Annotated in this window: 20 protein-coding genes; 17 read left to right on the top strand and 3 right to left on the bottom strand. The window is 70.1% G+C overall.

The genetic code is table 11. The annotated features are described in order from the left end of the window. Positions 1-10: 10 nt before the first annotated feature. The 17 genes from ACFQTY_RS13050 to ACFQTY_RS12970 all read left to right on the top strand — a co-directional run bounded on the left by ACFQTY_RS13050 (position 11) and on the right by ACFQTY_RS12970 (position 19,602). A complete protein-coding gene (locus tag ACFQTY_RS13050) occupies positions 11-871 on the top strand; it encodes a shikimate dehydrogenase (protein WP_378101067.1) in 861 nt (286 codons plus the stop codon). Positions 872-1,056: 185 nt separating this feature from the next. Next, complete coding sequence (locus ACFQTY_RS13045; protein WP_378101065.1) at positions 1,057-2,730, top strand: GspE/PulE family protein; 1,674 nt, start codon at positions 1,057-1,059, stop codon at positions 2,728-2,730. A 131-nt stretch (positions 2,731-2,861) separates the two neighbouring features. After that, positions 2,862-4,379, top strand: coding sequence for a PilT/PilU family type 4a pilus ATPase (locus tag ACFQTY_RS13040; RefSeq protein ID WP_378101063.1), 1,518 nt, complete (start codon positions 2,862-2,864; stop codon positions 4,377-4,379). Beyond that, on the top strand, positions 4,379-5,611 hold the full coding sequence (locus tag ACFQTY_RS13035; protein WP_378101061.1) for a type II secretion system F family protein: 1,233 nt from the start codon (positions 4,379-4,381) through the stop codon (positions 5,609-5,611). The genes ACFQTY_RS13040 and ACFQTY_RS13035 overlap by 1 nt, the downstream gene beginning before the upstream one ends. A gap of 145 nt (positions 5,612-5,756) precedes the next feature. Then, positions 5,757-6,209: a type II secretion system protein gene (locus tag ACFQTY_RS13030; protein WP_378101059.1), complete on the top strand. Its 453-nt coding sequence runs from the start codon at positions 5,757-5,759 to the stop codon at positions 6,207-6,209. A 152-nt stretch (positions 6,210-6,361) separates the two neighbouring features. After that, a complete protein-coding gene (locus tag ACFQTY_RS13025) occupies positions 6,362-8,158 on the top strand; it encodes a prepilin-type N-terminal cleavage/methylation domain-containing protein (protein ID WP_378101057.1) in 1,797 nt (598 codons plus the stop codon). Next, positions 8,151-8,810 (top strand): type II secretion system protein J, encoded by a 660-nt coding sequence (locus ACFQTY_RS13020; RefSeq protein WP_378101055.1) that lies wholly within the window; start codon positions 8,151-8,153, stop codon positions 8,808-8,810. Before ACFQTY_RS13025 ends, ACFQTY_RS13020 begins: the two co-directional genes overlap by 8 nt. A 19-nt stretch (positions 8,811-8,829) precedes the next feature. After that, on the top strand, positions 8,830-10,419 hold the full coding sequence (locus ACFQTY_RS13015; protein ID WP_378101053.1) for a hypothetical protein: 1,590 nt from the start codon (positions 8,830-8,832) through the stop codon (positions 10,417-10,419). Continuing rightward, positions 10,416-11,243, top strand: a complete 828-nt coding sequence (locus tag ACFQTY_RS13010) for a prepilin peptidase (protein ID WP_378101051.1) — start codon at positions 10,416-10,418, stop codon at positions 11,241-11,243. Before ACFQTY_RS13015 ends, ACFQTY_RS13010 begins: the two co-directional genes overlap by 4 nt. A 110-nt stretch (positions 11,244-11,353) precedes the next feature. Next, positions 11,354-12,418 carry a type IV pilus assembly protein PilM gene (pilM, locus tag ACFQTY_RS13005; RefSeq protein ID WP_378101049.1) on the top strand — a complete coding sequence of 355 codons (1,065 nt, stop codon included), beginning with the start codon at positions 11,354-11,356 and terminating at the stop codon, positions 12,416-12,418. After that, on the top strand, positions 12,415-13,110 hold the full coding sequence (locus tag ACFQTY_RS13000; protein WP_378101047.1) for a PilN domain-containing protein: 696 nt from the start codon (positions 12,415-12,417) through the stop codon (positions 13,108-13,110). The genes pilM and ACFQTY_RS13000 overlap by 4 nt, the downstream gene beginning before the upstream one ends. Before the next feature lies 1 nt (position 13,111). Continuing rightward, the gene (locus tag ACFQTY_RS12995) at positions 13,112-13,930 is read left to right on the top strand and encodes a hypothetical protein (RefSeq protein ID WP_378101045.1); all 819 of its coding nucleotides are present in this window, start codon (positions 13,112-13,114) and stop codon (positions 13,928-13,930) included. A gap of 89 nt (positions 13,931-14,019) precedes the next feature. Beyond that, the gene (aroC, locus tag ACFQTY_RS12990) at positions 14,020-15,210 is read left to right on the top strand and encodes a chorismate synthase (protein WP_378101043.1); all 1,191 of its coding nucleotides are present in this window, start codon (positions 14,020-14,022) and stop codon (positions 15,208-15,210) included. Between the two features lie 62 nt (positions 15,211-15,272). Then, complete coding sequence (locus ACFQTY_RS12985; RefSeq protein WP_378101041.1) at positions 15,273-15,866, top strand: shikimate kinase; 594 nt, start codon at positions 15,273-15,275, stop codon at positions 15,864-15,866. Then, positions 15,863-16,987 carry a 3-dehydroquinate synthase gene (gene aroB, locus ACFQTY_RS12980; protein ID WP_378101039.1) on the top strand — a complete coding sequence of 375 codons (1,125 nt, stop codon included), beginning with the start codon at positions 15,863-15,865 and terminating at the stop codon, positions 16,985-16,987. The genes ACFQTY_RS12985 and aroB overlap by 4 nt, the downstream gene beginning before the upstream one ends. Before the next feature lie 288 nt (positions 16,988-17,275). Continuing rightward, complete coding sequence (locus tag ACFQTY_RS12975) at positions 17,276-18,271, top strand: hypothetical protein (RefSeq protein WP_378101037.1); 996 nt, start codon at positions 17,276-17,278, stop codon at positions 18,269-18,271. Next, positions 18,268-19,602, top strand: coding sequence for a hypothetical protein (locus ACFQTY_RS12970; RefSeq protein WP_378101035.1), 1,335 nt, complete (start codon positions 18,268-18,270; stop codon positions 19,600-19,602). Before ACFQTY_RS12975 ends, ACFQTY_RS12970 begins: the two co-directional genes overlap by 4 nt. Before the next feature lie 54 nt (positions 19,603-19,656). Here ACFQTY_RS12970 and ACFQTY_RS12965 read toward each other — a convergent pair whose 3' ends face one another. Genes ACFQTY_RS12965 through ACFQTY_RS12955 form a run of 3 tightly spaced genes read right to left on the bottom strand, consistent with a single transcriptional unit; the run spans position 19,657 to position 21,466 of the window. Beyond that, the gene (locus tag ACFQTY_RS12965) at positions 19,657-20,631 is read right to left on the bottom strand and encodes a hypothetical protein (RefSeq protein ID WP_378101033.1); all 975 of its coding nucleotides are present in this window, start codon (positions 20,629-20,631) and stop codon (positions 19,657-19,659) included. After that, the gene (locus ACFQTY_RS12960) at positions 20,628-21,293 is read right to left on the bottom strand and encodes a cytochrome b N-terminal domain-containing protein (RefSeq protein ID WP_378101031.1); all 666 of its coding nucleotides are present in this window, start codon (positions 21,291-21,293) and stop codon (positions 20,628-20,630) included. The genes ACFQTY_RS12965 and ACFQTY_RS12960 overlap by 4 nt, the downstream gene beginning before the upstream one ends. Further along, entirely contained in the window at positions 21,290-21,466 is a 177-nt protein-coding gene (locus ACFQTY_RS12955) for a hypothetical protein (protein WP_378101029.1), read from the bottom strand. Before ACFQTY_RS12955 ends, ACFQTY_RS12960 begins: the two co-directional genes overlap by 4 nt. Positions 21,467-21,673: the final 207 nt, after the last annotated feature.

Below are 21,673 nucleotides of genomic sequence, written 5' to 3'. Positions count from 1 at the left end.
CGGGACCGCGATGTCGCAGGAGCGCAGGGCGGCCGTGCTCGGCCACCCGGTGGGCCACTCGCTGTCGCCGGTGCTGCACCGGGCCGCCTACGAGGCGCTCGGCCTCACCGGGTGGCGGTACGACGCGATCGACGTCACGGAGGACCAGCTCGCGGACGTCGTCGGCGCGCTGGACGGGACGTGGGCCGGCCTCTCGCTGACGATGCCGCTCAAGCAGACCGTCCTGCGCCTGCTCGACCACGTCGAGCCGCTGGCCGAGACGGTCGGGGCGGTCAACACCGTCCTGGTGCAGAAGGTCGGCCGCACGGTGGCCCTGACGGGCGCCAACACCGACGTGCACGGCATCGTGGCGGCGCTCCGGGAAGGCTTCGCCGTGGCGGGCGACCACCTGCCGGTCGCACCGTCGGCCGCCGTGCTGGGGGCGGGCGCGACGGCGGCGTCGACGCTGGCGGCGCTCGGGGAGCTCGGGTGCACCACGCCGACCGTCTACGTGCGGGCTGTCGGCAGGTCGGGGCCGCTGCAGCGCGCGGCTCACCGGATGGGTGTCAGCCCCGTCGTGCGCACGCTGGACCGCGCGGGGGCGGAGATCGGCGGGGCCGACATCGTCGTCAGCACGCTGCCCGCCGGTGCCGCCGACGCCGTCGCGGACCAGCTCACCGGCCGCCCCTCGGGCGTCCTGCTCGACGTCGTGTACGCACCGGCGCGCACCGCGCTCATCGCGGCGTGGGAGACCGCCGGGGGAGTGGCGGTGGGCGGCGCGAGGATGCTGCTGCACCAGGCGGCCGAGCAGGTGCGGCTGATGACGGGTCGTCCGGCACCGCTCGCCGCGATGGACGCCGCGCTTCGGGACGCCCTCGCGGCGTCCGTCTGACCCCCGGTTCGCTCCCGGCCCGGACGCCGGTCGCCAGGCGAGGGTCGCGTCGCCGCGTGAACTTCCCCCGCGGAATCACCCGGACAGGTGTCCATCTTCTCAGGGCGTCGACCTAACGTGCCGATGCACGTCTAGAGGGCTGTTCGTCGTGACACCTCTCGGACCGGCCGTTGAGTGGAGGACGCGTGAAGCAGCTCGGGGAGATCCTGCTCGACGAGGGACTGGTGTCGGAGGCGCAGCTGCTGGCGGCGCTGGACGAGCAGGGTGCGCGGAACCAGTCGCTGGGCCGCACGCTCGTGGAGCTCGGCTTCCTCAGCGAGGGTCAGCTGGTCAAGGCCCTCGCGGCGCAGGTCGGGATGCCGTTCGTCGACCTGGACGAGTACCCGGTGGACCGGGCCGCCGTCTCGATGGTCCCGGCCGCCCTGTGCCGTCGGTACACCGTCCTGCCCGTGGGCATCCGTGACGGGGCCCTGATGCTCGCGACCGCCGACCCGGGCAACGTGGTGGCCGTCGACGACGTGCGCACCGTGTCCGGCATGCAGGTCGTCTCGGTGGTCGCGACGTACGACAACGTGCTGCGCGCCATCGACCGGTTCTGCCGGGCCGACGACGAGATGGACAGCCTGACCAACGCGTTCGAGGACCAGGCGCCCGAGCCGGAGACCGACCTGTCCCGCATGGGCGACTTCGTCGACGACGACGCCCCGATCGTCCGGTACGTCAACCTGCTGGTCACCCAGGCGATCACCGACCGCTCGTCGGACATCCACATCGAGCCGACCGAGCACGACCTGCGCGTCCGGTACCGCATCGACGGTGTGCTGCACGAGGTGCAGCGCTCACCGAAGAACATCCAGGGCGGCGTGATCAGCCGCGTCAAGATCCTCTCGGACATCGACATCGCCGAGAAGCGCAAGCCGCAGGACGGCCGCATGTCCGTGGTCCACAACGGGCGCAAGATCGACCTCCGCGTGGCGACGCTGCCCACCGTGTGGGGCGAGAAGATCGTCATGCGCATCCTGGACAACTCGACCGCGAGCCTGGACCTGCGCGACCTGAGCTTCCTGGAGCACAACTACGAGGCGTACCACGAGTCGTTCACCAAGCCCTACGGGATGATCCTGGTCACGGGCCCGACGGGCTCCGGCAAGTCGACCACGCTGTACGCGACGCTGAACGCGGTGTCCCGGCCGGAGATCAACGTCATCACGGTCGAGGACCCGGTCGAGTACCGCCTGCCGAACATCAACCAGGTGCAGGTCAACCCGAAGGCCGGCCTGACGTTCGCCGGCGCCCTGCGGTCGATCCTGCGCTCCGACCCCGACGTGGTGCTGCTCGGTGAGATCCGCGACCACGAGACGGCGCAGATCGCCATCGAGGCGGCCCTGACCGGCCACCTGGTGCTCTCGACGCTGCACACCAACGACGCGCCCTCGGCGATCACCCGACTGATCGAGATGGGCATCGAGCCCTTCCTCGTCGGCTCGGCCCTCGACTGCGTGGTGGCGCAGCGGCTGGCACGGCGGCTGTGCGAGAAGTGCAAGGAGCCGTACCGACCCTCGCCGGAGGAGATGGAGTCCGCACGGTTCCCCTGGATCGCGGGGGAGCCGGTCCCGGAGATCTTCCGGCCCGTCGGGTGCGTCTCGTGCTCGCGCACCGGCTACCGCGGCCGGCTCGCGCTGCACGAGGTGATGCGGGTGACCGAGGAGATCGAGCGGCACGCCGTCACCCACTCGTCCAGCGCGGAGATCGCGGCCACCGCGCGCAAGCAGGGCATGATCGCGCTCCGCGACGACGGCTGGCACAAGGTCGCGATGGGGCAGACGCCGATCGAGGAGATCCTCCGCGTCGTCGCGTGAGGCGGTGACGGGTACGACGAGCGCCCGACGACTGGACCGGTCCCAGGGGTCAAGCACTCGTCGTCCGATGCCGATGCAGCATCCGAGCGGATCTGCGCGCGCTCGCGCGCCGAGCAAGTGGAGGCGATGACGTGACCGAGTCGTACCAGCGGCCGGCCGAACCGACGCGGCCGTTGCCGCCGTACCGGCCGGCAGGACCTCAGGCCACGGACGGCTCCGGCGCCCCCGTGTTCCACGGCGCCTACTCGCCGGTCCCCTCGGAGAGCGCGGTGCAGCCGCAGACGCCTCCGTATGGCGCGCCCGCGCCCTCGGCAGCCCCGTACGGTGCCCCCGCACCGACGGCGACGCAGCCGTACACCCCGCAGGCCGCCCCCGCTGCAGCGCCGACACCGCCGGTCGGGACGCCGTCCGGCCCGACCGGCGCGCCCTCGCGCACCGCCACGCCGAGCGCAGCCAAGCCCGCGGGACCTGGGCACCTCGCGCGCGTCGGCATGACGGAGGAGCACGGCGACGAGCTGCCGCTCGACGACATCCTGCGCGAGATGGTCCGCCTCGGCGCCTCCGACGTGCACTTCACCACCGGTGCCGCGCCGACCGTCCGGCTGTCCGGCTCCCTGCACCCGCTCGAGGGCTTCGGGATGGTGAAGCCCGAGCCGCTGCGCCGCACGCTCTACTCGATCCTCACGCAGAAGCAGCGTGAGCGCTTCGAGGAGGAGCTCGAGCTCGACCTGTCCTACGCCGTGCGTGGCCTGGCCCGGTTCCGCGTGAACCTCTACCAGCAGCGCGAGTCGATCGGCGCCGCCTTCCGCGTGATCCCCTACGAGATCAAGCCGCTGGAGGAGCTCGGCGTCCCACCGGTCGTCGGCACCTTCGCCGGGCTGCCGCGCGGTCTGGTCCTCGTCACCGGCCCCACGGGCTCGGGCAAGTCCACGACGCTAGCGTCGATCATCGACCTGGCGAACCGGTCCCGCGAGGACCACATCATGACCGTCGAGGACCCGATCGAGTTCCTGCACCGGCACAAGAAGTCGCTGGTCAACCAGCGTGAGGTCGGCCAGGACACCCATTCGTTCGCCAACGCGCTCAAGCACGTGCTGCGCCAGGACCCGGACATCATCCTGGTCGGCGAGATGCGCGACCTCGAGACGATCTCGGTCGCGCTGACCGCCGCCGAGACCGGTCACCTAGTGTTCGCCACCCTGCACACGCAGGACGCGGCCCAGACGATCGACCGCATCATCGACGTGTTCCCGTCCCATCAGCAGGCGCAGGTGCGCACCCAGCTCGCCGGCACCCTGCAGGGCGTCGTCTGCCAGACGCTGTGCAAGCGGGCCGACCAGCCCGGCCGCGTCGTCGCGACCGAGGTGATGATGGCGACGCCCGCCATCAGGAACCTGATCCGCGAGGGCAAGACCCACCAGATCTACTCCTCGATGCAGGCCGGCGCGCAGCAGGGCATGCACACCCTCGACCAGCACCTGGCCGACCTGGTCAAGTCCGGGAAGATCTCCTACGAGACGGGCCTGGAGAAGGCGCACCACATCGAGGACTACAACCGGCTGACCGGTCGGTTCTCCGGTCAGACGCAGGGTCAGGCGGCGATGGCCGACCCGGCGTACGGCAGCGCGTTCGGGGGGCAGGCGTACTGATGGCGACCGCGACGAAGACCTACGAGTACGCGGTCCGGGACCGCTCCGGGAAGATCATCAAGGGACGCGTGGAGGCCGCGTCCCAGGGTGCGGTGGCCGGGCGGCTGCGGGAGATGGGGCTGGCGGCCGTCTCCATCGAGGAGCTCAACACCGGGGGGCTGAAGCGCGAGATCAGCATCCCGGGTTTCGGCCGGAACAAGATCAAGCTCAAGGACGTCGCGGTGATGTCCCGGCAGCTGGCGACGATGATCAACGCCGGTCTGTCGCTGCTCCGGGCGCTCACCATCCTGGCTGAGCAGACTGAGTCGCCCGCGCTGGCCAAGATCGTCGCCCAGGTCCGCAGCGAGGTCGAGACCGGTGTCGCCTTCTCGGTCGCCCTGGGAAAGCACCCCAAGGTGTTCCCGCCGCTCATGGTGAACATGGTGCGCGCTGGTGAGGTCGGCGGGTTCCTGGACGAGGTGCTGCTGTCGATCGCGGCGAACTTCGAGGGGGAGGTGCAGCTGCGCGGCAAGATCAAGTCGGCGATGACCTATCCGGTGGTCGTATTCGTCGTCGCGATCATCGCCATGGTGGGCATGCTCCTGTTCATCGTGCCCATCTTTGCCAACATGTACGCCAGCCTCGGTGGCCAGCTGCCATTCCTCACTCGTTTGCTGATGGCGATGTCGACGGCGCTCAAATGGGGTATCGGACCGCTGATCGTCGCAATTGTCGTCTTCGTCATCTGGTGGGGACGGCACAAGAACGACGATGCCGTCCGGGAACGTGTGGATCCCTGGAAGCTCAAGGTCCCGGTATTCGGCCTGCTCTCACGGAAGATCGCCGTGTCCCGTTTCACCCGCAATTTCGGCACGATGGTCCACGCCGGCGTCCCGATCCTGCAGGCGCTGGACATCGTGGGGGAGACCAGCGGAAACGTGGTGATCGAGCACGCCGCGAAGGCCGTGCAGGAGTCAGTCAGGCGTGGCGAGTCGCTGGCGGGGCCCTTGGCGCAGCACCCGGTGTTCCCGCCGATGGTCGTCCAGATGATCTCGGTCGGTGAGGACACCGGTGCGCTCGACACGATGCTGGCAAAGGTGGCGGACTTCTACGACGCCGAGGTCGAGGCGATGACCGAACAGCTCACCAGCCTGATCGAGCCGATCATGATCGTGGGCGTCGGCGGCATCATCGGTTTCATCGTCATCGGCATGTACATGCCGATCTTCCAGATCGCGAACGTGATCAGCTGATCGCTCCGCCGAACGGGTGAAACTCCGGCTCCGCCCATCGCCGGGCTCAAGTCGGACGAGGTCGACGACGATAGCGCTGGTGCACGACACGAACCGGTCTCGACCGGACTGCCATCGACATCGCACGATCCACCCAGGAGTTGACGTGATCGCTCGCATCCGCAAGTCCATGCAGGAGAAGGACCAGGGCTTCACCCTGATCGAGCTCCTCGTCGTCATGATCATCATCGGCATCCTCGCCGCCATCGCCATCCCGGTGTTCCTCAACCAGCGCAAGAAGGCCGTGGACACGGCAGCCAAGGCGGACGTCTCGACGCTGGGCAAGGAAGTCGCGACGTACTACGTCGACGCGACGACGAAGCTCGCGACAACTGACATCACCGGTCCCGCCGGCGGCCGCTACTCCATCAAGACGAACGACGTCGGCAAGGTTTCTGCCGGAGTCGCGTACAGCCTGTACAAGGACGCCGCCGCGACGTCCACCGACGTGATCACGGCGTCCCAGACGTGGTGCGTCGAGGTGGCAGTCACCGGCGGCACGCTCTCGCGTGTCTCCTACTCCGCTGCGAACGGGCTCGCGCTGACCGCGTGCCCGTGATCTAGCCCGTAGGCCGGCGGGGTGCGCAGCTGCGCACCCCCCCGGCCAGGTCACGCACTTGGCCGCAAGCCCAAGTCACANGGGGTGCGCCGAGGCCCACCCCGCCGGCCTGGTCACGCACTTGGCCGCAAGCCCATGTCAGAGGAGGGAACGTGCGACGGCGGACGATCGAGGCGCTGCGTGGTCGCCCGAGCGACGGTTTCACCCTCATCGAGGTCATGGTTGCGATGTTCGTGACGACCATCGTGATGACCGCCCTCATCTACTCCGTGGTCCAGTCCCTTGCCACGATCCAGCAGGCGCGCCAGCGCCAGACCGCCACGGCGCTCGCCACGCAGCAGCTTGAGCGCCTCCGGGCCGAGCCCTACGACACGGTCACACAGCCGGACCCGGCCTTCACTCTCGGGAGCGTGGCCTACACGACCACCTCCGGTGGCAGTACCACCTTCAACCCTCCCGCACAGCTCGTCCCGGGCGGCGTCTCGGAGCCGCTCGTGATCAACAGCGTGTCCGGTCAGGCGCTCGACCAGCAGGTCGGGAACGTGACGTACCACGTGCAGACGTATGTGACCAAGGCGCCGCTGACGGACACCTCCGGCACCCAGCCGTTCAACCTGACCGCGATCGTCACGTGGAGGAGCTCCGTCTCGCGCGGCACCCGCGAGCTCGTGCAGCGCTCCACCACCTTCTCGTCCTCGGGCTGCCTCTCCACGGCCAACAGCCCGTTCGCCGCGCCCTGCCAGGCGTACTACACCGTTCGCGCCGGCGAAGCGCTCAGCGGCGTGACGGTGAGCAACGTCACGGACCCGACTGCCCTGATCCAGGGCATGGGCGCCAAGCAGCTCCAGCTCGACCTGTCCCACACGTCGGCGAACCTGCTGGTCGAGCAGACGGCGAGCGGCACCGCTTCCGCGGTCACCTCAGGGGCGTCGATCACCGCGTCGACCAACTCGACCACTGGCGGCCAAAGCGCCGGCGCCGTCGTGGACTCCGACCCGTCCTCCGTGCCAGGCCAGTCGGTGACCAGCACCACACCGAGTCAGACGGCCGCGACGCTGACGACGACGAGCGGCCCGGGTGGAACCCTGTCGGTTCGCCCCTCGACCAGTGATTCCGGCGGTGCCCAGGCCGCCATCCAAGCGCCGTCGTCGCTCTGCACCGATGCCACCGGGTCCGGGCTGGTCACGGGCCTCACCGGAGCGGAGCGCCCGTGCGCGGCTTCGATGCTCCAGACCAACGGCTCCTCGGCCGTCCTCACCTACACGTCACCGACCGGTACGGCGCTCGACCTCGGCACGTTCGGGATCGCAACAAGCCCGTCCCGTGCTGTCGCGGCGCTGCTTGGAGCCACGAACTTGGGTGTCTGCTCGGCGGGCGGGTCGGTCGACTGCGGCCACGCGGCGGCGTCGCGGTCCCAGGGTTCGAGCTCGTTCGGCGCGCTTCCATTCTCGTCCGCACCGGGCGGTTTCGACGCCTCGACCGGTCTGTGGAACGTCAGCGGTATCCAGGAGTCGGCCGTCGCCGAAGAGGGCTCCGGGGCGCTCGGAGGGTCCTACACCCGGAGCGGTCAGGTGAAGGTCTGGAACGGCACCGCGTACCAGACGATCTCCCTCGCCTTCGACGGCAGCACGCCGGTGCAGCAGACCGTGACCATCCAGCCCACCACGATCGGCTATGCCGGCGGTGTGAGCGTGCGGTACGACGGCTCCGTCACCGTCCAGCGCCCCAGCATCGTGCGGACGCCGACGAGCGCCGCACGCACGGGGAACGTCAACACAGACTGCAAGACAGCCGCCTGCATCACGTCTGTCAACGGGTCGAGCGGGGTGTCCGCGCGGGTCACGGTCACCGTCAGCGTCGGCGGCACCCAGGTGACGAGCTTCGCCACCACCGTGGACCTCGGCGGGCTGACCGCCGACTCGTCCTTCAAGGCGGCGGCCAATGCGTGACGCGATCCGGCGCTGCCGGCGCCGCACCTCCGAGGAGGGCACCACGCTCGTCGAGCTCCTGGTGGCGATGATCGTGTTCGCCATCGCCATGACGATGATCATGGCTGCGGCGATCGCCGTGCAGAAGGTGACGAAAGACTCCGAGGCGTCGGCCGACGCTGTCTTCCAGACGCGCCAGGCGCTGGCCACGATCGACAAGCAGGTCCGCTCGGGCAACGTGCTGTTCAGCCCGGCTGACGAGGCGACGTACCTGACCACGTGCCAGAGCTACGGCACCAACGCCGGGTCGTGCATGCGCATCTACACGCAGACCAACGGGCCGCAGAAGTGCGTGCAGTGGCAGGTGTCCCCTGACGGCACCGGCACCTACCAGCTCCTGATGCGAAGCTGGACGCCGGACTGGCAGACCGTCGGAGGCGTCTCGGGCTGGGCTGTCACCGCGCGGGGACTGGCCGCGCCTTCCGCAGGTTCCCCGCCCTTTACGCTCGACACCAACGCGTCTGGTACGTACGGCACACGCCTGCTCCGGGTACACCTCGACGCCATCAACGCCAAGTCGGGCAAGGACGTCGCGCTCGACGCGTCGATCTCCGGTCGGAACACCACCTACGGGTACACAGGCAACGAGTGCCTGCCGGTTCCCGCGGCTTGACGGAAGGACTGGAACGGCCATGAGCTTCCTGCACAAGGTGTTCACCCGCCGCCGCGGCGACGACGGCATCGCGATCGTCGCCGCCATGGGGGTAGTGATGCTCGTGGGCATTCTCGTGGTGGTCACAGTCACCATCGCCATGGGTGAGTCGACTGCCACCGGGCGAGACCGCCAGCGGTCCTCGGCGATCGCCCAAGCAGAGTCTCAGCTCGATGTGACCGTCGGGCGGATCCAGGCCGCAGCTCCCGCCGACCTCGCCTCGAGCGTCTGCAACCCGTCGACGACGACCACGAAGGTCGGTAGCGATACGTTCACCGTCACCACGAACGTGACGTACTACAGCGCGGGCGCCACCCCCACGGCCGTGTCGTGCGACGACGTGGCGACGACGCAGCTGGGCCAGGCCGTGATCAGGGCGACGGCAACCTCCAGCAAGCTGGCGAGTGCCATACCTGCGACCCGCACGATGGAGACGCTGGTCCAGCTGACGCCGAACTACAAGGTGAACCTCGACAAGGCCATCTTCTCGCAGTCCAACCTGACGATGGCCAACAAGACGAACCTCAAGAGCTCGGGCGGAACGCCGAACGCGGACATCTACACAAACGGCGACTTCACCTGCAACAACAACGAGGACTTCCAGGGCTCGATCTACGCTCAGGGCAGCGTGATGCTGTCCTCGCAGTGCACCATCGCGGTGGACGTCTGGGCCGGCAACAGCATCACCATCAACAACCAGTCCGCAGCGATCAGCGGACAGGCCCTCGCGCACAGCGGCAACATCTGGCTGGGCAAGGCATCGCTCGGCCAGCAGGCCCGTGCCGGCGGCAGTGCGACGAGCGACTCGCAGGGCCCCTGCAGCATCGCGGGCAAGTGCTTCTCGGGCGTGAGCGTCGGCATCCCGCCGCACAACGACTTTCCTACGCTCGTGTGGAACTCCCAGGCGCAGGCTGACTGGGCGGCCAACGGCTACACGACGGTCGTCAACCTGCCGAACTCGACGTTCCCCTGCGGCTGGTACACCGGACCCGACCTGGTCGGGGCGGACGGCCACACAACCAACTTGAACGGCAAGGCGGACGGCGTCGGGGCGTGGCTCTACGCGAACGCGTACAAGTTGTCGGGTCCCACGATCGTGACCGTTGACCCCACCTGCACCACCCAGGTGCAACTCCAGGGCATCAATGTCGCGCTGAACAAGAACCTGATCCTCATGTCGGCGCCCGGCATCAACTTCTCCGGTAACACGCAGATCTATTCCGTCGCGGGCACCGCAACGACCGCCAACCCGAACCTGCTCTACCTCATTCAGCCGTACACGTTCAACGGCATCGCGCCGACGTGCAACGGGGACGGGATCTCGCTCAACAACCAGGTGAGCGTCGATCCGACGGTGAACACGCTGATGTACTCGCCGTGCTCGATCACCAAGGCGAACCAGTCCACGCTGACCGGTCAGGTGTACTCGGGCGGCCAGCTGAACGTGAACAACCAGCTGGACATGACGTACCAGCAGCTGCCGGTGTGGGGCGGTCTCGCGGGGGTCACCAACTCCGACACGATCGCCTCCTACAACGCGCAGACGAAGTACAAGCGCGAGACCCAGTGACGTCGCTGAATTCGTCGCCGGCGGTCCTCGGCTCGTTCTTCACCGTCTTCTTCCCGGTCGCCACCGGGGTCTTGGGTCTGCTGATCGGCTCCTTCCTCAACGTCGTCGTCTGGCGCGTCCCGCGCGGTGAGTCCGTGGTCCGTCCACCGAGCGCGTGCCCGCGGTGCGGGCGGGCGATCCGTGCCCGCGACAACATTCCGGTCCTCTCGTGGCTCATGCTGCGGGGTCGGTGCAGGGACTGCGGCGCACCGATCGCTCGGCGCTACCCCTTGGTCGAGGCCGGTACCGGCATCGCCTTCGCGGTGGCGGCCTGGGCGACCGGCCCGTCATGGCGGCTGCCGGCGCTGCTCTACCTCGTCGGCGCGGGCATCGCGCTGGCACTCATCGACCTCGACGTCCACCGGCTGCCCGACCCCATCGTCTTGCCCTCCTACGGCGCCGCGCTGGCGCTCCTCGCCCTCGCGTCGTGGAACCCGGGCAGCGCGAGCGACTGGGGCGCGCTGCTGCGAGCGGCGATCGGCGGGGTGGTGCTCTTCGCGGTCTACTTCGTCATCGTCATGGTGTACCCCGCCGGAATGGGCTTCGGAGACGTCAAGCTCGCCGGTGTCCTTGGGCTCTATCTCGGCTGGTTCGGCTGGGGGGCCCTGGCGCTGGGTTGGTTCGCGGCCTTCCTGCTCGGCGGTGTCTTCGCCATCGGCCTGCTCGTCACTGGGCGTGCCGGCCGCAAGTCGGGCGTGCCGTTCGGTCCCTGGATGATCGGCGGCGCCTTCCTCGGACTCCTCGCGGGCGGTCCCGTCGTGGGCTGGTACCTGACGCTCCTCTGACGCGTGCCGCTCGATCGCATGCCCTCGCACGGATCACGCGTCGCCGCTCAAGTCGTCCGGGTCCGGCACCGATAGGTCGAAAGAACGCTCGTGAGCATGAAGGGATACCCGTGGCCAGCAACCGCGTCATCGGCCTGGACATCGGCTCGTCCGCCGTCCGGGCCGCCGAGCTCGAGTTCGGCGGCGGCGCCCGGGGCGGAAGGACAGCGCCCACGCTGCTCCGCCTCGGCGAGGTCGCCCTTCCGATGGGCGCCGTCCGTGATGGTGAGGTGGTGCAGCCGGAGACAGTGTCCGGAGCGCTTCGCCAACTGTGGCAGCAGACCAAGTTCGAGTCCAAGGAGGTCGTGATCGGCGTCGGCAACCAGCGCGTCCTGGTCCGGGACCTGGACCTGCCTTGGATGCCCCTGGCGCAGCTCAAGGCATCCCTGCCGTTCCAGGTGTCCGAGATGCTGCCCATGTCCTCGGACGAGGCGCTGCTCGACTACTACCCGGTGGCCGAGTACGACGGCCCGCAGGGTCGCACGGTGCACGGGATGTTGGTAGCAGCTCAGCGAGACACCGTGACGGCCAACGTCCTGGCTGTGGAGGGTGCGGGCCTGCGCCCGCTGATGGTGGATCTGAACGGGTTCGCCCTGCTGCGTTCGCTCGCGCAGGGTGACCTGGCCCGTGCAACCGTCGCGTTCGTCGACATCGGCGCCACCGTGACCACGGTCGTCGTCGCTGCTCAGGGCGCTCCCCGCCTGGTCCGCTCCCTGCCGTCCGGTGGTCAGAACCTCACCAACGCGGTCGCGAGCGCGATGTCCGTGTCCGCACCCGACGCGGAGCGGATCAAGCGCGAGATCGGGATCGGCTTCGCCGCACCGCCGGAAGCCGCCGCGGCGGCCGAGGCGATCTCCTCTGTGGTGCGCACGCTGGTCGAGGCCATCCGGAACACGCTCGTGTACTACGCCGGCAACAACCCGGGGGCAGGTATCGACGTCGTGGTGCTCAGCGGAGGCGGTTCGCACCTCCCAGGCCTCGGGCAGTATCTCTCCAGCGCCAGCCGGCTTCCCGTGAACGTCGGGGACCCCGTCGCGCCCCTGCGGGCCGGCAAGGGATTCAACCGCCAGACCATCGCCGGGCGGGAGTCGCTGCTGGCCCTGCCCATCGGACTCGCGTACGGAGTTGCCGCATGACCACGCTCGCCGACCCGCCCCGGGCGAAGAAGGGCGTGGGCACCATCCTCGGAGGCTTGCCGCAGGTCAACCTGCTTCCCCCGGAGGTCCGCGCCGCCCGGGGCCTCCGGAACCTCAAGCGCTGGCTGGCGCTGGTCCTCGTTCTTGTCCTCGTCCTGTGCATCGGCGCCTTCGCGCTCGCCAAGCTGGTCCAGGCCGGCGCGAACAGCGAGCTGAAGCAGGCTCAGGCCGAGACCCAGCGCCTGCAGACGGAGCAGCAGAAGTACGCGGAGGTGCCTAGGGTGCTCGATGCCTTGCAGAAGGCGCAGACCGCCCGCCAGCTCGGCATGGCGACGGACATCGCCTGGGGCCCCTACTACGCGGCCGTCACGGCCGTCCTGCCGGCTGATGTGAGCATCGACTCGCTCGTCGTGAGCACCAGCGGCGCCGCGGCCGCTGTGGGCAAGACGAACCCGCTGCAGGCGGCCTCCGTCGGCCAGATCCAGTTCACCGGTCGGTCCACCACGGTGCCCAACACCGCCGCCTGGCTCGACGCACTCGATTCGGTGCCCGGCTTCTCGGGCGCGTGGGCATCCAGCGCGACGATCACCCAGAGCGAGAACAAGACCACTTACTACAACGTCTCGGTGACAGTGCAGGTGACCTCGGCCGCCTTCACGCACCGGTTCGACGCGACGAAGCAGGGGAGCTGACGTGGCCGGCGCGAAGAAGGGCACCTGGATCGGCGCGACCGTGGTCGGCGCCGTCGCGATCGTCGTCGCGTCCTGGTTCCTGGCGATCAACCCCGCGCTCGGCGCGGCTGCGGACGTCCGGGCACAGACGGTGCAGACCAAGCAGGCGAACGATGCACTGGCGCTCAAGGTGGCCAAGCTGAGGGCGGACTTCGCCAAGCTCGCCGACTACAAGAAGCAGCTCGCCGCCATTCAGGTCCAGGTCCCGACCACGGCACAGCTGTCCGACTACCTTCGGCAGCTGGACACGATCGCGGCGGCACGGAGCGTGACGATCACGGCCGTTGCGCCGGGCACACCCCAGGCGGTGGTGGCCAAGGCCGCGGTCGCACCTGTGGCGCCGCCGACGACGGCGTCCGCCACGGCAGGGCCAACACCTGCGGCGACCCCCGCGGCTACCCCGGTCGCCGCCCCCGCCACGGGCACCGGGAACGCCGCCGCGGCGGCCGCGTCCGCGGTGCCGGACGGATTCAGCTCCATCCCCCTCTCTGTGACAGTGATCGGCAGCTACGACAACACGCTGGCCTTCCTGTCCGACCTGCAGACCGCGACGCCGCGCCTCTACCTCGTCTCGGGCTTCACCGCGACAGGCCAGCAGGACGCCGCTGCCGCAGGCGGCAAGCCGAAGACGGTCGTCGGTGACCAGCAGCTGGTCATCACCGGCTTCCTGTACGCGCTGCCCGACACCACCGCCGTGCCGGCACCGTCGGCCAGCGCGACGCCGGCTCTCCCGAGTGCGGTGGGCGGCAAGAACCCACTGGTCCCCGTCGGCGGCAAGTAGCCCCACCGCGAAGCGCACGACGGCGCCCGTCCGGTCCGACGACCGGGCGGGCGCCGTCGTCGTCGCTGGTCCGTGACAAGATCGCGCCCATGCTGCGTTGGCTGACCTCCGGCGAGTCCCACGGCGAGGCGCTCGTCGGCATCCTCGAGGGCATGCCGGCCGGGGTGGAGCTCCGGTCGGCAGACGTCCAGGCGGCGCTGGCCCGCCGCCGCCTCGGCTACGGCCGGGGCGCGCGGATGAAGTTCGAGCAGGACGAGGTCCGGCTGCTCGGGGGGGTGCGGCACGGGCTCACGCAGGGCGGTCCGGTGGCCCTCGAGATCGGCAACACCGAGTGGCCCAAGTGGGTCGACGTGATGGCGTCCGACCCGGTGGACGACCCCGAGCTGCTCAACCGCGCCCGCAACGCCCCGCTGACCCGGCCCCGACCGGGTCACGCCGACCTGGTGGGCATGCGCAAGTACGGGTTCGACGACGCGCGTCCGGTGCTGGAGCGCGCGAGTGCGCGGGAGACGGCGACGCGGGTGGCGCTGGGCACGGTCGCCGCGGCGTTCCTCGAGCAGGCCGCCGGTGTCCGCCTCGTCTCGCACGTGGTCCGGATCGGCTCCGTCGCCGCCCCCGAGGACGGCCCGCTCCCGGTGCCCGACGACCTCGACGCGCTCGACGCCGACCCGGTCCGCTGCCACGACGAGGCGACCTCGGCCGCGATGGTGGCGGAGATCGACCAGGCGCACGACGACGGCGACACCCTGGGCGGCATCGTGGAGGTGCTGGCCTACGGCCTCCCGTCCGGACTGGGCACCTACGTCGAGGCTGACCGGCGGCTGGACGCCCGTCTGGCGGCCGCGCTGATGGGCATCCAGGCGATCAAGGGCGTCGAGGTCGGCGACGGGTTCCGCACCGCCGCCCGTCGCGGCAGCCAGGCGCACGACGAGATCGAGCGCGACGCCGACGGGCGCATCGTCCGCCGCACCAACCGCGCCGGCGGCATCGAGGGCGGGATGTCCAACGGTGAGGTACTCCGTGTGCGCGCCGCCATGAAGCCGATCTCCACGGTGCCGCGCGCGCTCGCCACGGTCGACACGGCAACCGGGGAGCCGGCCCGCGCCCAGCACCAGCGCAGCGACGTCTGCGCGGTCCCTCCGGCGGCCGTGGTGGCCGAGGCGATGGTCGCGCTGGTCCTCGCCGACGCCCTGCTGGAGAAGACGGGCGGCGACTCGGTGGCAGAGGTCCGACGCAATCTCGAGGCGTACATCGCCTCGATACCGGAGCTGCTGCGCTGACCGGCGGCCCGACCACCGGGCGGTCGACCGGCCGCGCGGGCGCCGCCGACTACCCTGCAGCCGTGCCTACCGTTGCCTCTACCGGCCCTCGCGTCGTCCTCGTCGGACCGCCCGGCGCCGGGAAGACCACCGTCGGCCTCGCTCTCGCCTCCCGCTGGCAGCTGGTGGCCCGGGACACCGACTCGGACGTCGAGGCCGTCGCCGGCAAGCCGGTGTCGGACATCTTCGTCGAGGACGGCGAGGCGCGGTTCCGCGCCCTTGAGCACGAAGCGGTGGCACGGGCGCTCGCCGAGCACGACGGCGTCCTGGCGCTGGGCGGGGGTGCGGTGCTGCACCCGGCCACGCAGGACGCCCTCGCGGCCTACCGTGCGGGTGGCGGGGTCGTGGTGTTCCTCGACGTCAGCCTGGCCCACGCCGCCCCTCGGGTCGGCTTCAACCAGTCGCGGCCCCTCCTGCTGGGCAACCCGCGGGCCCGCTGGAAGGAGCTGATGGACCAGCGACGTCCGGTCTACCAGGACGTCGCGACGCTCGTCGTGCTGACCGACGGGCTGGCCCCGGAGCAGGTCGCCGAGCGGATCGAGTCCGAGCTCGCCACGCTGCGTCAGCAGCGGCTCGCCGCCGCCGCCGCGCAGCCAGCCTCAGAGGAGCACGCATGAGCGAGGGAGCCAGGATCGTCACGGTGACGGGGGAGCGGCCGTACGACGTCGTGATCGGGCGCCATCTGCTCGGCGCGCTCCCCGGGCTGCTCGGTACCGACGTGCAGCGTGTGCTCGTCGTCCACCCTGCGGCCCTGGCGACCACGGCCGACGCCGTGCTGGCGGACCTTCGTCAGCACGGGTACGAGGCCTTCGGCGCCGAGGTCCCGGATGCCGAGGAGGCGAAGACCGCCCAGGTCGCGGCGTTCTGCTGGCAGGTGCTGGGCCAGGCCGGGTTCACCCGGTCGGATGCCGTCGTCGGCGTCGGTGGGGGAGCGACCACCGACCTGGCGGGCTTCGTCGCGGCCACGTGGCTGCGCGGCGTGCGGGTGGTGCAGATCCCCACGACGGTGCTGGCCATGGTGGACGCCGCCGTCGGCGGCAAGACCGGCATCAACACCGCCGAGGGCAAGAACCTGGTCGGCGCGTTCCACCCGCCGGCTGGCGTCCTGTGCGACCTGGCGGCGCTCGAGTCGATGTCCCCCCACGACTTCGTCGCCGGGCTCGCCGAGATCGTCAAGGCGGGCTTCATCGCCGACCCGGTGATCCTCGACCTGGTCGAGGCCAACATCGAGCTGCTCCGCGACCCGGTGGCCGCGGCGGGATCCGACGTGCTGCTCGACCTGATCGAGCGCGCCGTGGCGGTCAAGGCCCGGGTCGTCGGCGAGGACCTGCGTGAGGCGGGGCTCCGGGAGATCCTCAACTACGGGCACACCTTCGGCCACGCGATCGAGCACGTCGAGCGCTACCGCTGGCGCCACGGTGCCGCTGTCTCGGTCGGCATGGTGTTCGCCGCCGAGCTCGCGCGTCTGGCCGGCCGTCTCGGGGACGACGTCGTGGACCGGCACCGGTCCGTCCTCACGGCACTCGGTCTGCCCACCACCTACCGCGCCGATCGCTGGGACCAGCTGCTCACCGCGATGCGTCGGGACAAGAAGACCCGCGGGGACCGGTTGCGGTTCGTCGTGCTGGAGGACGTCGCCAAGCCGACCCGGCTCGAGGGGCCCGACCCGACGCTGCTCGCGGCGGCCTACGCGGAGGTCGCCCAGGAGCCTCAGGGAAGTACCGCGATCGAGCTCTAGCGACCTTGACCTCAAGCCGCCGGCCCCCGGCGACGATGAATCACCGTGACCGTCGTGGACGCCCTCGGCGAGGAGACGCCGACGGCGCCTCCCACCGGGTGGTCGTCGTGGCTGGCCGCTGAGCTCTCGCGGCTCGACGTCGACGCACCGCGAGCCGCAGCCTTCCTCAGGACCGTGGGATCACACCCAGAGCGGCTCCTCGTTCCGCTCGCCCTCGTTGTCTGTGGCGCACTGGCTGCCGTCATCCCCGACGGCGACGCAGGATGGTTCCGCGCGGCGGGCGCCTCGATGATCGGACCACGCCTGCTCGACGTGTTCTCCGCGCCCGGTCTCCAGATCGGTCCCCTCTATCTGCTGCTTCTCGGGCTGGCGACGAAGGCGCTCACGGTCCTCGGGTCGCCGGTGGCCACCCGAGCGCTGCTGGGGGGCACCCAGGCCGCGATGGTCGTCTGGTTCGCCATGTGGACGACGCAGCGCTCGGCGCACCTTCGCGGGCATGAGGCGGTGGCCGGCCGGTGGGCGGTCGGGCTGCTGCTCGGCCTCGGGGGGTTCGCCGCCGAGGGCATCGGCAACGGGCACCCCGAGGAGATACTCGTGGCACTGCTCCTGCTCAACGCCGCCCTCAGCGCCGCCTCGGATCGCCACGGGATCGCGGGTGCGGTCCTGGCTGCAGCCGTCGGACTCAAGCAGTGGGGTGCGTTCGGAGGCGGCATCCTCCTGCTGCACCGAGGCCGGACCGGCCTGCTCCGAGGCGCAGGCACGCTCGCGGGCCTCACGCTGCTCCTGTACGGGCCGTTCTTCCTCTTCGGCACCGTCCGGACGTTCGACTTCTCCTGGGGCTTCGGTGCGACGTCGTACCTCGGGAGCCTTGGGCACGCCTGGGGCGCCACGGACTGGCAGCTGCGGTTCATTCAGGGCGGCCTGGCGGGGCTTGTTGGCGTCGTCGCCGCGTGGCGACGACCGACCTCGCCATTCCTCCCGGTCGTCTGCGCGATCTCGGTCCGACTGCTGATCGATCCGCTGCGCCTCACGTACTACAGCGGCGCACTGGTCGTCGTGGTCGCCGTATGGGCCTGGTCGTCAGGCGACGTGCGGATGACCCGGTTCCGGCTGCTCGTGACCGCGCTCACCCCGCTAGTCGTGCTCGGGCCGTACCTCCTGTCCCGAACGGTCATCTGGTTCGCTGGGACCGGTCTCCTCGTCGTCGTGCTCGTCTTTGCGCCCCGGCTGGACCGCCCGAAGCGGGTCGACGGAACCGACGGTCGTCAGGCGGTCTCACGATGACCCGTAGCCCGGCCGTCGTGGCCTCCTCGGGGACGACGCTGGTGCGTCGCCCTGGGCGCGCCGAGACGCGCCTCCGCCGGGAGCTCGAGGACCTCGGTCAGCGGTCGGCGAGCCAGCTGCGGGTGCTGCTCGCCGTCTGGCGCCACCCGGCCGTCGTCCTGCTGCCGCTAGGCGCGATTGTCGGCGTGGTGGGCGGACTGCTACGCCAGGACGGCGACCAGGTTCGGTTCCGCGCTGCGGGCTTCGCCATGGTCGGCCCTGGCTTCTTCCACGTCTTCGCCGACAGCTGGATCCAGCTGGGACCGCTCTACCTCCTGGCGCTCGGGCTGGTCGCGCGGCTCGCCGCCACCGCGCACCTGTCTCTGCAGACGGTCGGCATCGCGGCGGCGGCCCTCCATGGGCTGGCCGTCGTCTGGCTGTCGCTTACTGCCTCTCGGCACGCTGCACTGGCCTCGGGCACGTGGGTCCGCAGGGCGCAGTGGATGGTCACTGGGACGGTCCTGGCGGGCGGCATCCTCAGCGACGCCTTGGTGGCCGACCATCCAGAGGAGCTCCTGCTCGGCTTCGTGCTCGTCCTGGCGGCCGTGCGGCAAGACTCCGGAAGGAACGTGCGCGCGGCAGGTTTGCTGGTCGTGGCCATGGGCATCAAGGAATGGGCGATCACATGCGCCGGGCTGCTGCTGAACCGGGGTTCGATCCGGCGGCGCGCATGCGCCGTGGCCCTCCTCGTCGTCGGCACCGTTGCGCTCATCGCACCGTTCAAGATCTGGGGCGAAGTGTCGACCTTCTCCCAGACCTGGCTGATCCCCAAGGGAACCTGGTTCGACGCGGTCCCCTTTCTCGCCGGCCGATCAGGCTGGACGTTCCGGGTGGTGCAGGGCGGAGCGGCGGGGCTGGCGGGCGTGCTGATCGGCCTACGGGCTCGCACCTCGGCGCTCGTGGTCGTGATGGTGTCGATCTGCGTGCGCCTGCTGCTGGATCCCCTGAGGTTGACGTACTACTGGGGCGCCCTCGTCGCCGTCGTCGCCGTCTGGGTCTGGACCACCGAGTCCGAGCCGGTGCGCCGAGTGAGAGGGTGGCTCACGGCCGCGATGCCGATGCTGACCTTCTGCACGCTGGTCCCAAGCGGACCTTGGTGGCACGCCGAGACGGTGGTCGCCGTCGCCCTTCCCGTGTTCGCCGTGCTGGCCGACCGAGTCGCGTCTCGCCCGCAGCAGGCGCTCGTCACCGATACGGAGCCTGGGACCTCACTGCCGGACGACAAGGCGCCCGGGCCGACGGACCGGTCGGTGACGAGACCGCTCGCGTCGTCGTCCGCCGTCCAGGAGTAGCTCGTCACGAGCTGCCGAGCCCGAGGTTGAGGACGACGCGAGCGATCCCACACCTCACCGCCTCCGCGGGTGGTCCCGGTACCAGTCGCGCCAGATGATCCGGTGCACGGGGATCCACCGCGGGATCGACCGCAGCCCCGGGATGAACGGCAGGAGCAGCAGCCCGAGGGTCAGCAGCATCATCAGGCCCCAGACCAGCGCGTCCGCGTTGTCCGAGGTCGAGAACGGCGGCACCTGGTACCAGAACGTGTACAGCCACATCCACGGCTGACCAGGGAAGTTGCCGGTCTCGTTCATCATTCCCCACTGGTCGCCACCGAGATGACGCGCACGGGCCTGGTCCTCCAGGTACGCACCGTCGGACAGCAGCAGCAGCGAGCGCGTCTGGTCCCCGCCGTAGAAGTTGCCCGACGAGGTCAGGGCACCCTCGAGGCCGCCGGTCTGCGCGAGCGTGAGGAACGCCGCGGAGATCGCCGGCACGGGCCCGTAGTCACCGTCGGCCACCTGCTTCGGGTCGTTGTCCGGCGCCTTGGACAGTGCGTCGCTGTACGCGGAGGCCCACTTGTTCTGCTGGTCCGGCGTCGCCCCGTTCCACGTCGTCAGCGCGGTGCTCAGGTCCGTGTTGCCGGTCACCTTGGACAGCGGCGTCAGCACCAGGTCGGCGGCCGAGTCGACAGGGATCCGCACGCCGGCCCACTTCTGCAGCTTGAGCGGTCCGAGGTTCTGGCCGTCGCCGGCCGTGTTGTAGGGCGGCCCGTAGGAGGCGCTCGTCGTCGTCCCGGCGAGCTCGCCGGCGGCCGTCGCCACCACGTCGTTCGGGGCCTGCGCGGCCCAGTCGGCCATCGTGATGGCCTTCTCGTCGGGGGAGGAGAAGACCGCGGCGAGGATCACGGTGAGGAGCGCGACGACGACGAGTGCGACGACGAACTCCTTGACCAGGTCGTACGGACGTGTCGGGAAGCCGTGCGAGTCCGGCGTGCCCCGCCGCGGGGAGTGGTGGGTGGGTCTGGTGACCGTTGCGGTGCTCATCGTGCGTCCTCCACGTCTGCGTCGGCTCCCTCGGAGTCGATCGGCGGGACGATCCCGTGCCTGCGCACGAGCACGACGTGCAGCAGCACGATCACGCCCAGCACGAGCGGCAGCAGGGCGACGTGCCACAGCAGCATCTGACCGGGGTTGAGCACGTTGAAGAAGGCGCCGATCCCGACCGAGTTGAGCCCGTCCTTCGCCTGGCCGCTGATCCACTGGGAGTCGAAGTTGGTCTGCGACAGATAGCCGGTGAAGGCGGTGCCGATCGAGCCGAGGAACGCCAGCACCCCCGTCATCCACGTCAGAGCCCGGTTGCCGCGCCACGCGGCCATCCAGAACTTGCCCCACAGGTGGATGACCATGAAGGCGAAGAACAGCTCGACGCTCCACAGGTGCAACGAGTTGACGAAGTGGCCCAGGGAGGAGACGTGCCACCAGGTGACGCCACCCACGGCCAGCAGCACGCCGGACCCGATCACCACGATCAGCGCGGCCAGGGTCAGCACGCCGAAGACGTAGATCCACGAGGACATGTAGGCAGGCTGCCGGTCGGGCAGCACCTGCCCCTGGGGGACGACCCGCGACATGCGGTCCCGGGTGCGGACGGTCCAGCTCTTCGAGGACGTGCCGGGCGGCGTGCCGCCGGTCTGCGTGGCGGTCATCGGTCGCGGTCCGTCCGGTCGTGGTGCCGCCGGCCAGGGAAGGGCACGACGAGCGCGAGCACGAACACGACGAGCATGAGGCCGATGATCACGGCGTTGGTCACGGAGATCTGGATGACGCCGGCATTGATGTACCGGCCGGCCGGATCAGCAAGCAGAAGTGCGTGACTCATAGGTCACCTCTCGGGCCGACGTTCCACCGCCGGAACCAGCGATGGCACCGCGTCTTTCCTGGTCAGGCTAGCCCCGTGGGACCTACGGCCCTAGGCCCAAGGTCCGCATCTAGCAGACATTGACACTTCCTTAACACCTGGGAAGACCCTCGGAGGAATCAGTGCGGCAACTGTGCGGCAGCCCCGTCCGCATCGGCGAGCATCCAG

This window comes from Cellulomonas sp. T2.31MG-18 (assembly GCF_964266755.1).
GTDB lineage: Bacteria > Actinomycetota > Actinomycetes > Actinomycetales > Cellulomonadaceae > Cellulomonas.
Note: the sequence above shows the minus strand (reverse complement) of the source record. Positions and strands in the feature narration are given on the sequence as shown.

What these genes read in the sequence shown, in the direction of transcription:
- ACFQTY_RS13020 (WP_378101055.1), top strand. Translation starts at nt 8,151, where the DNA reads ATGCGTGACGCGATCCGGCGCTGCCGGCGCCGCACCTCCGAGGAGGGC.
- ACFQTY_RS12965 (WP_378101033.1), bottom strand. Translation starts at nt 20,631, where the DNA reads ATGAGCACCGCAACGGTCACCAGACCCACCCACCACTCCCCGCGGCGG.
- ACFQTY_RS12970 (WP_378101035.1), top strand. Translation starts at nt 18,268, where the DNA reads ATGACCCGTAGCCCGGCCGTCGTGGCCTCCTCGGGGACGACGCTGGTG.
- ACFQTY_RS12960 (WP_378101031.1), bottom strand. Translation starts at nt 21,293, where the DNA reads ATGACCGCCACGCAGACCGGCGGCACGCCGCCCGGCACGTCCTCGAAG.
- ACFQTY_RS13000 (WP_378101047.1), top strand. Translation starts at nt 12,415, where the DNA reads ATGACCACGCTCGCCGACCCGCCCCGGGCGAAGAAGGGCGTGGGCACC.
- ACFQTY_RS13035 (WP_378101061.1), top strand. Translation starts at nt 4,379, where the DNA reads ATGGCGACCGCGACGAAGACCTACGAGTACGCGGTCCGGGACCGCTCC.
- aroC (WP_378101043.1), top strand. Translation starts at nt 14,020, where the DNA reads ATGCTGCGTTGGCTGACCTCCGGCGAGTCCCACGGCGAGGCGCTCGTC.
- ACFQTY_RS13015 (WP_378101053.1), top strand. Translation starts at nt 8,830, where the DNA reads ATGAGCTTCCTGCACAAGGTGTTCACCCGCCGCCGCGGCGACGACGGC.
- ACFQTY_RS12955 (WP_378101029.1), bottom strand. Translation starts at nt 21,466, where the DNA reads ATGAGTCACGCACTTCTGCTTGCTGATCCGGCCGGCCGGTACATCAAT.
- aroB (WP_378101039.1), top strand. Translation starts at nt 15,863, where the DNA reads ATGAGCGAGGGAGCCAGGATCGTCACGGTGACGGGGGAGCGGCCGTAC.
- ACFQTY_RS13050 (WP_378101067.1), top strand. Translation starts at nt 11, where the DNA reads ATGTCGCAGGAGCGCAGGGCGGCCGTGCTCGGCCACCCGGTGGGCCAC.
- ACFQTY_RS12975 (WP_378101037.1), top strand. Translation starts at nt 17,276, where the DNA reads ATGATCGGACCACGCCTGCTCGACGTGTTCTCCGCGCCCGGTCTCCAG.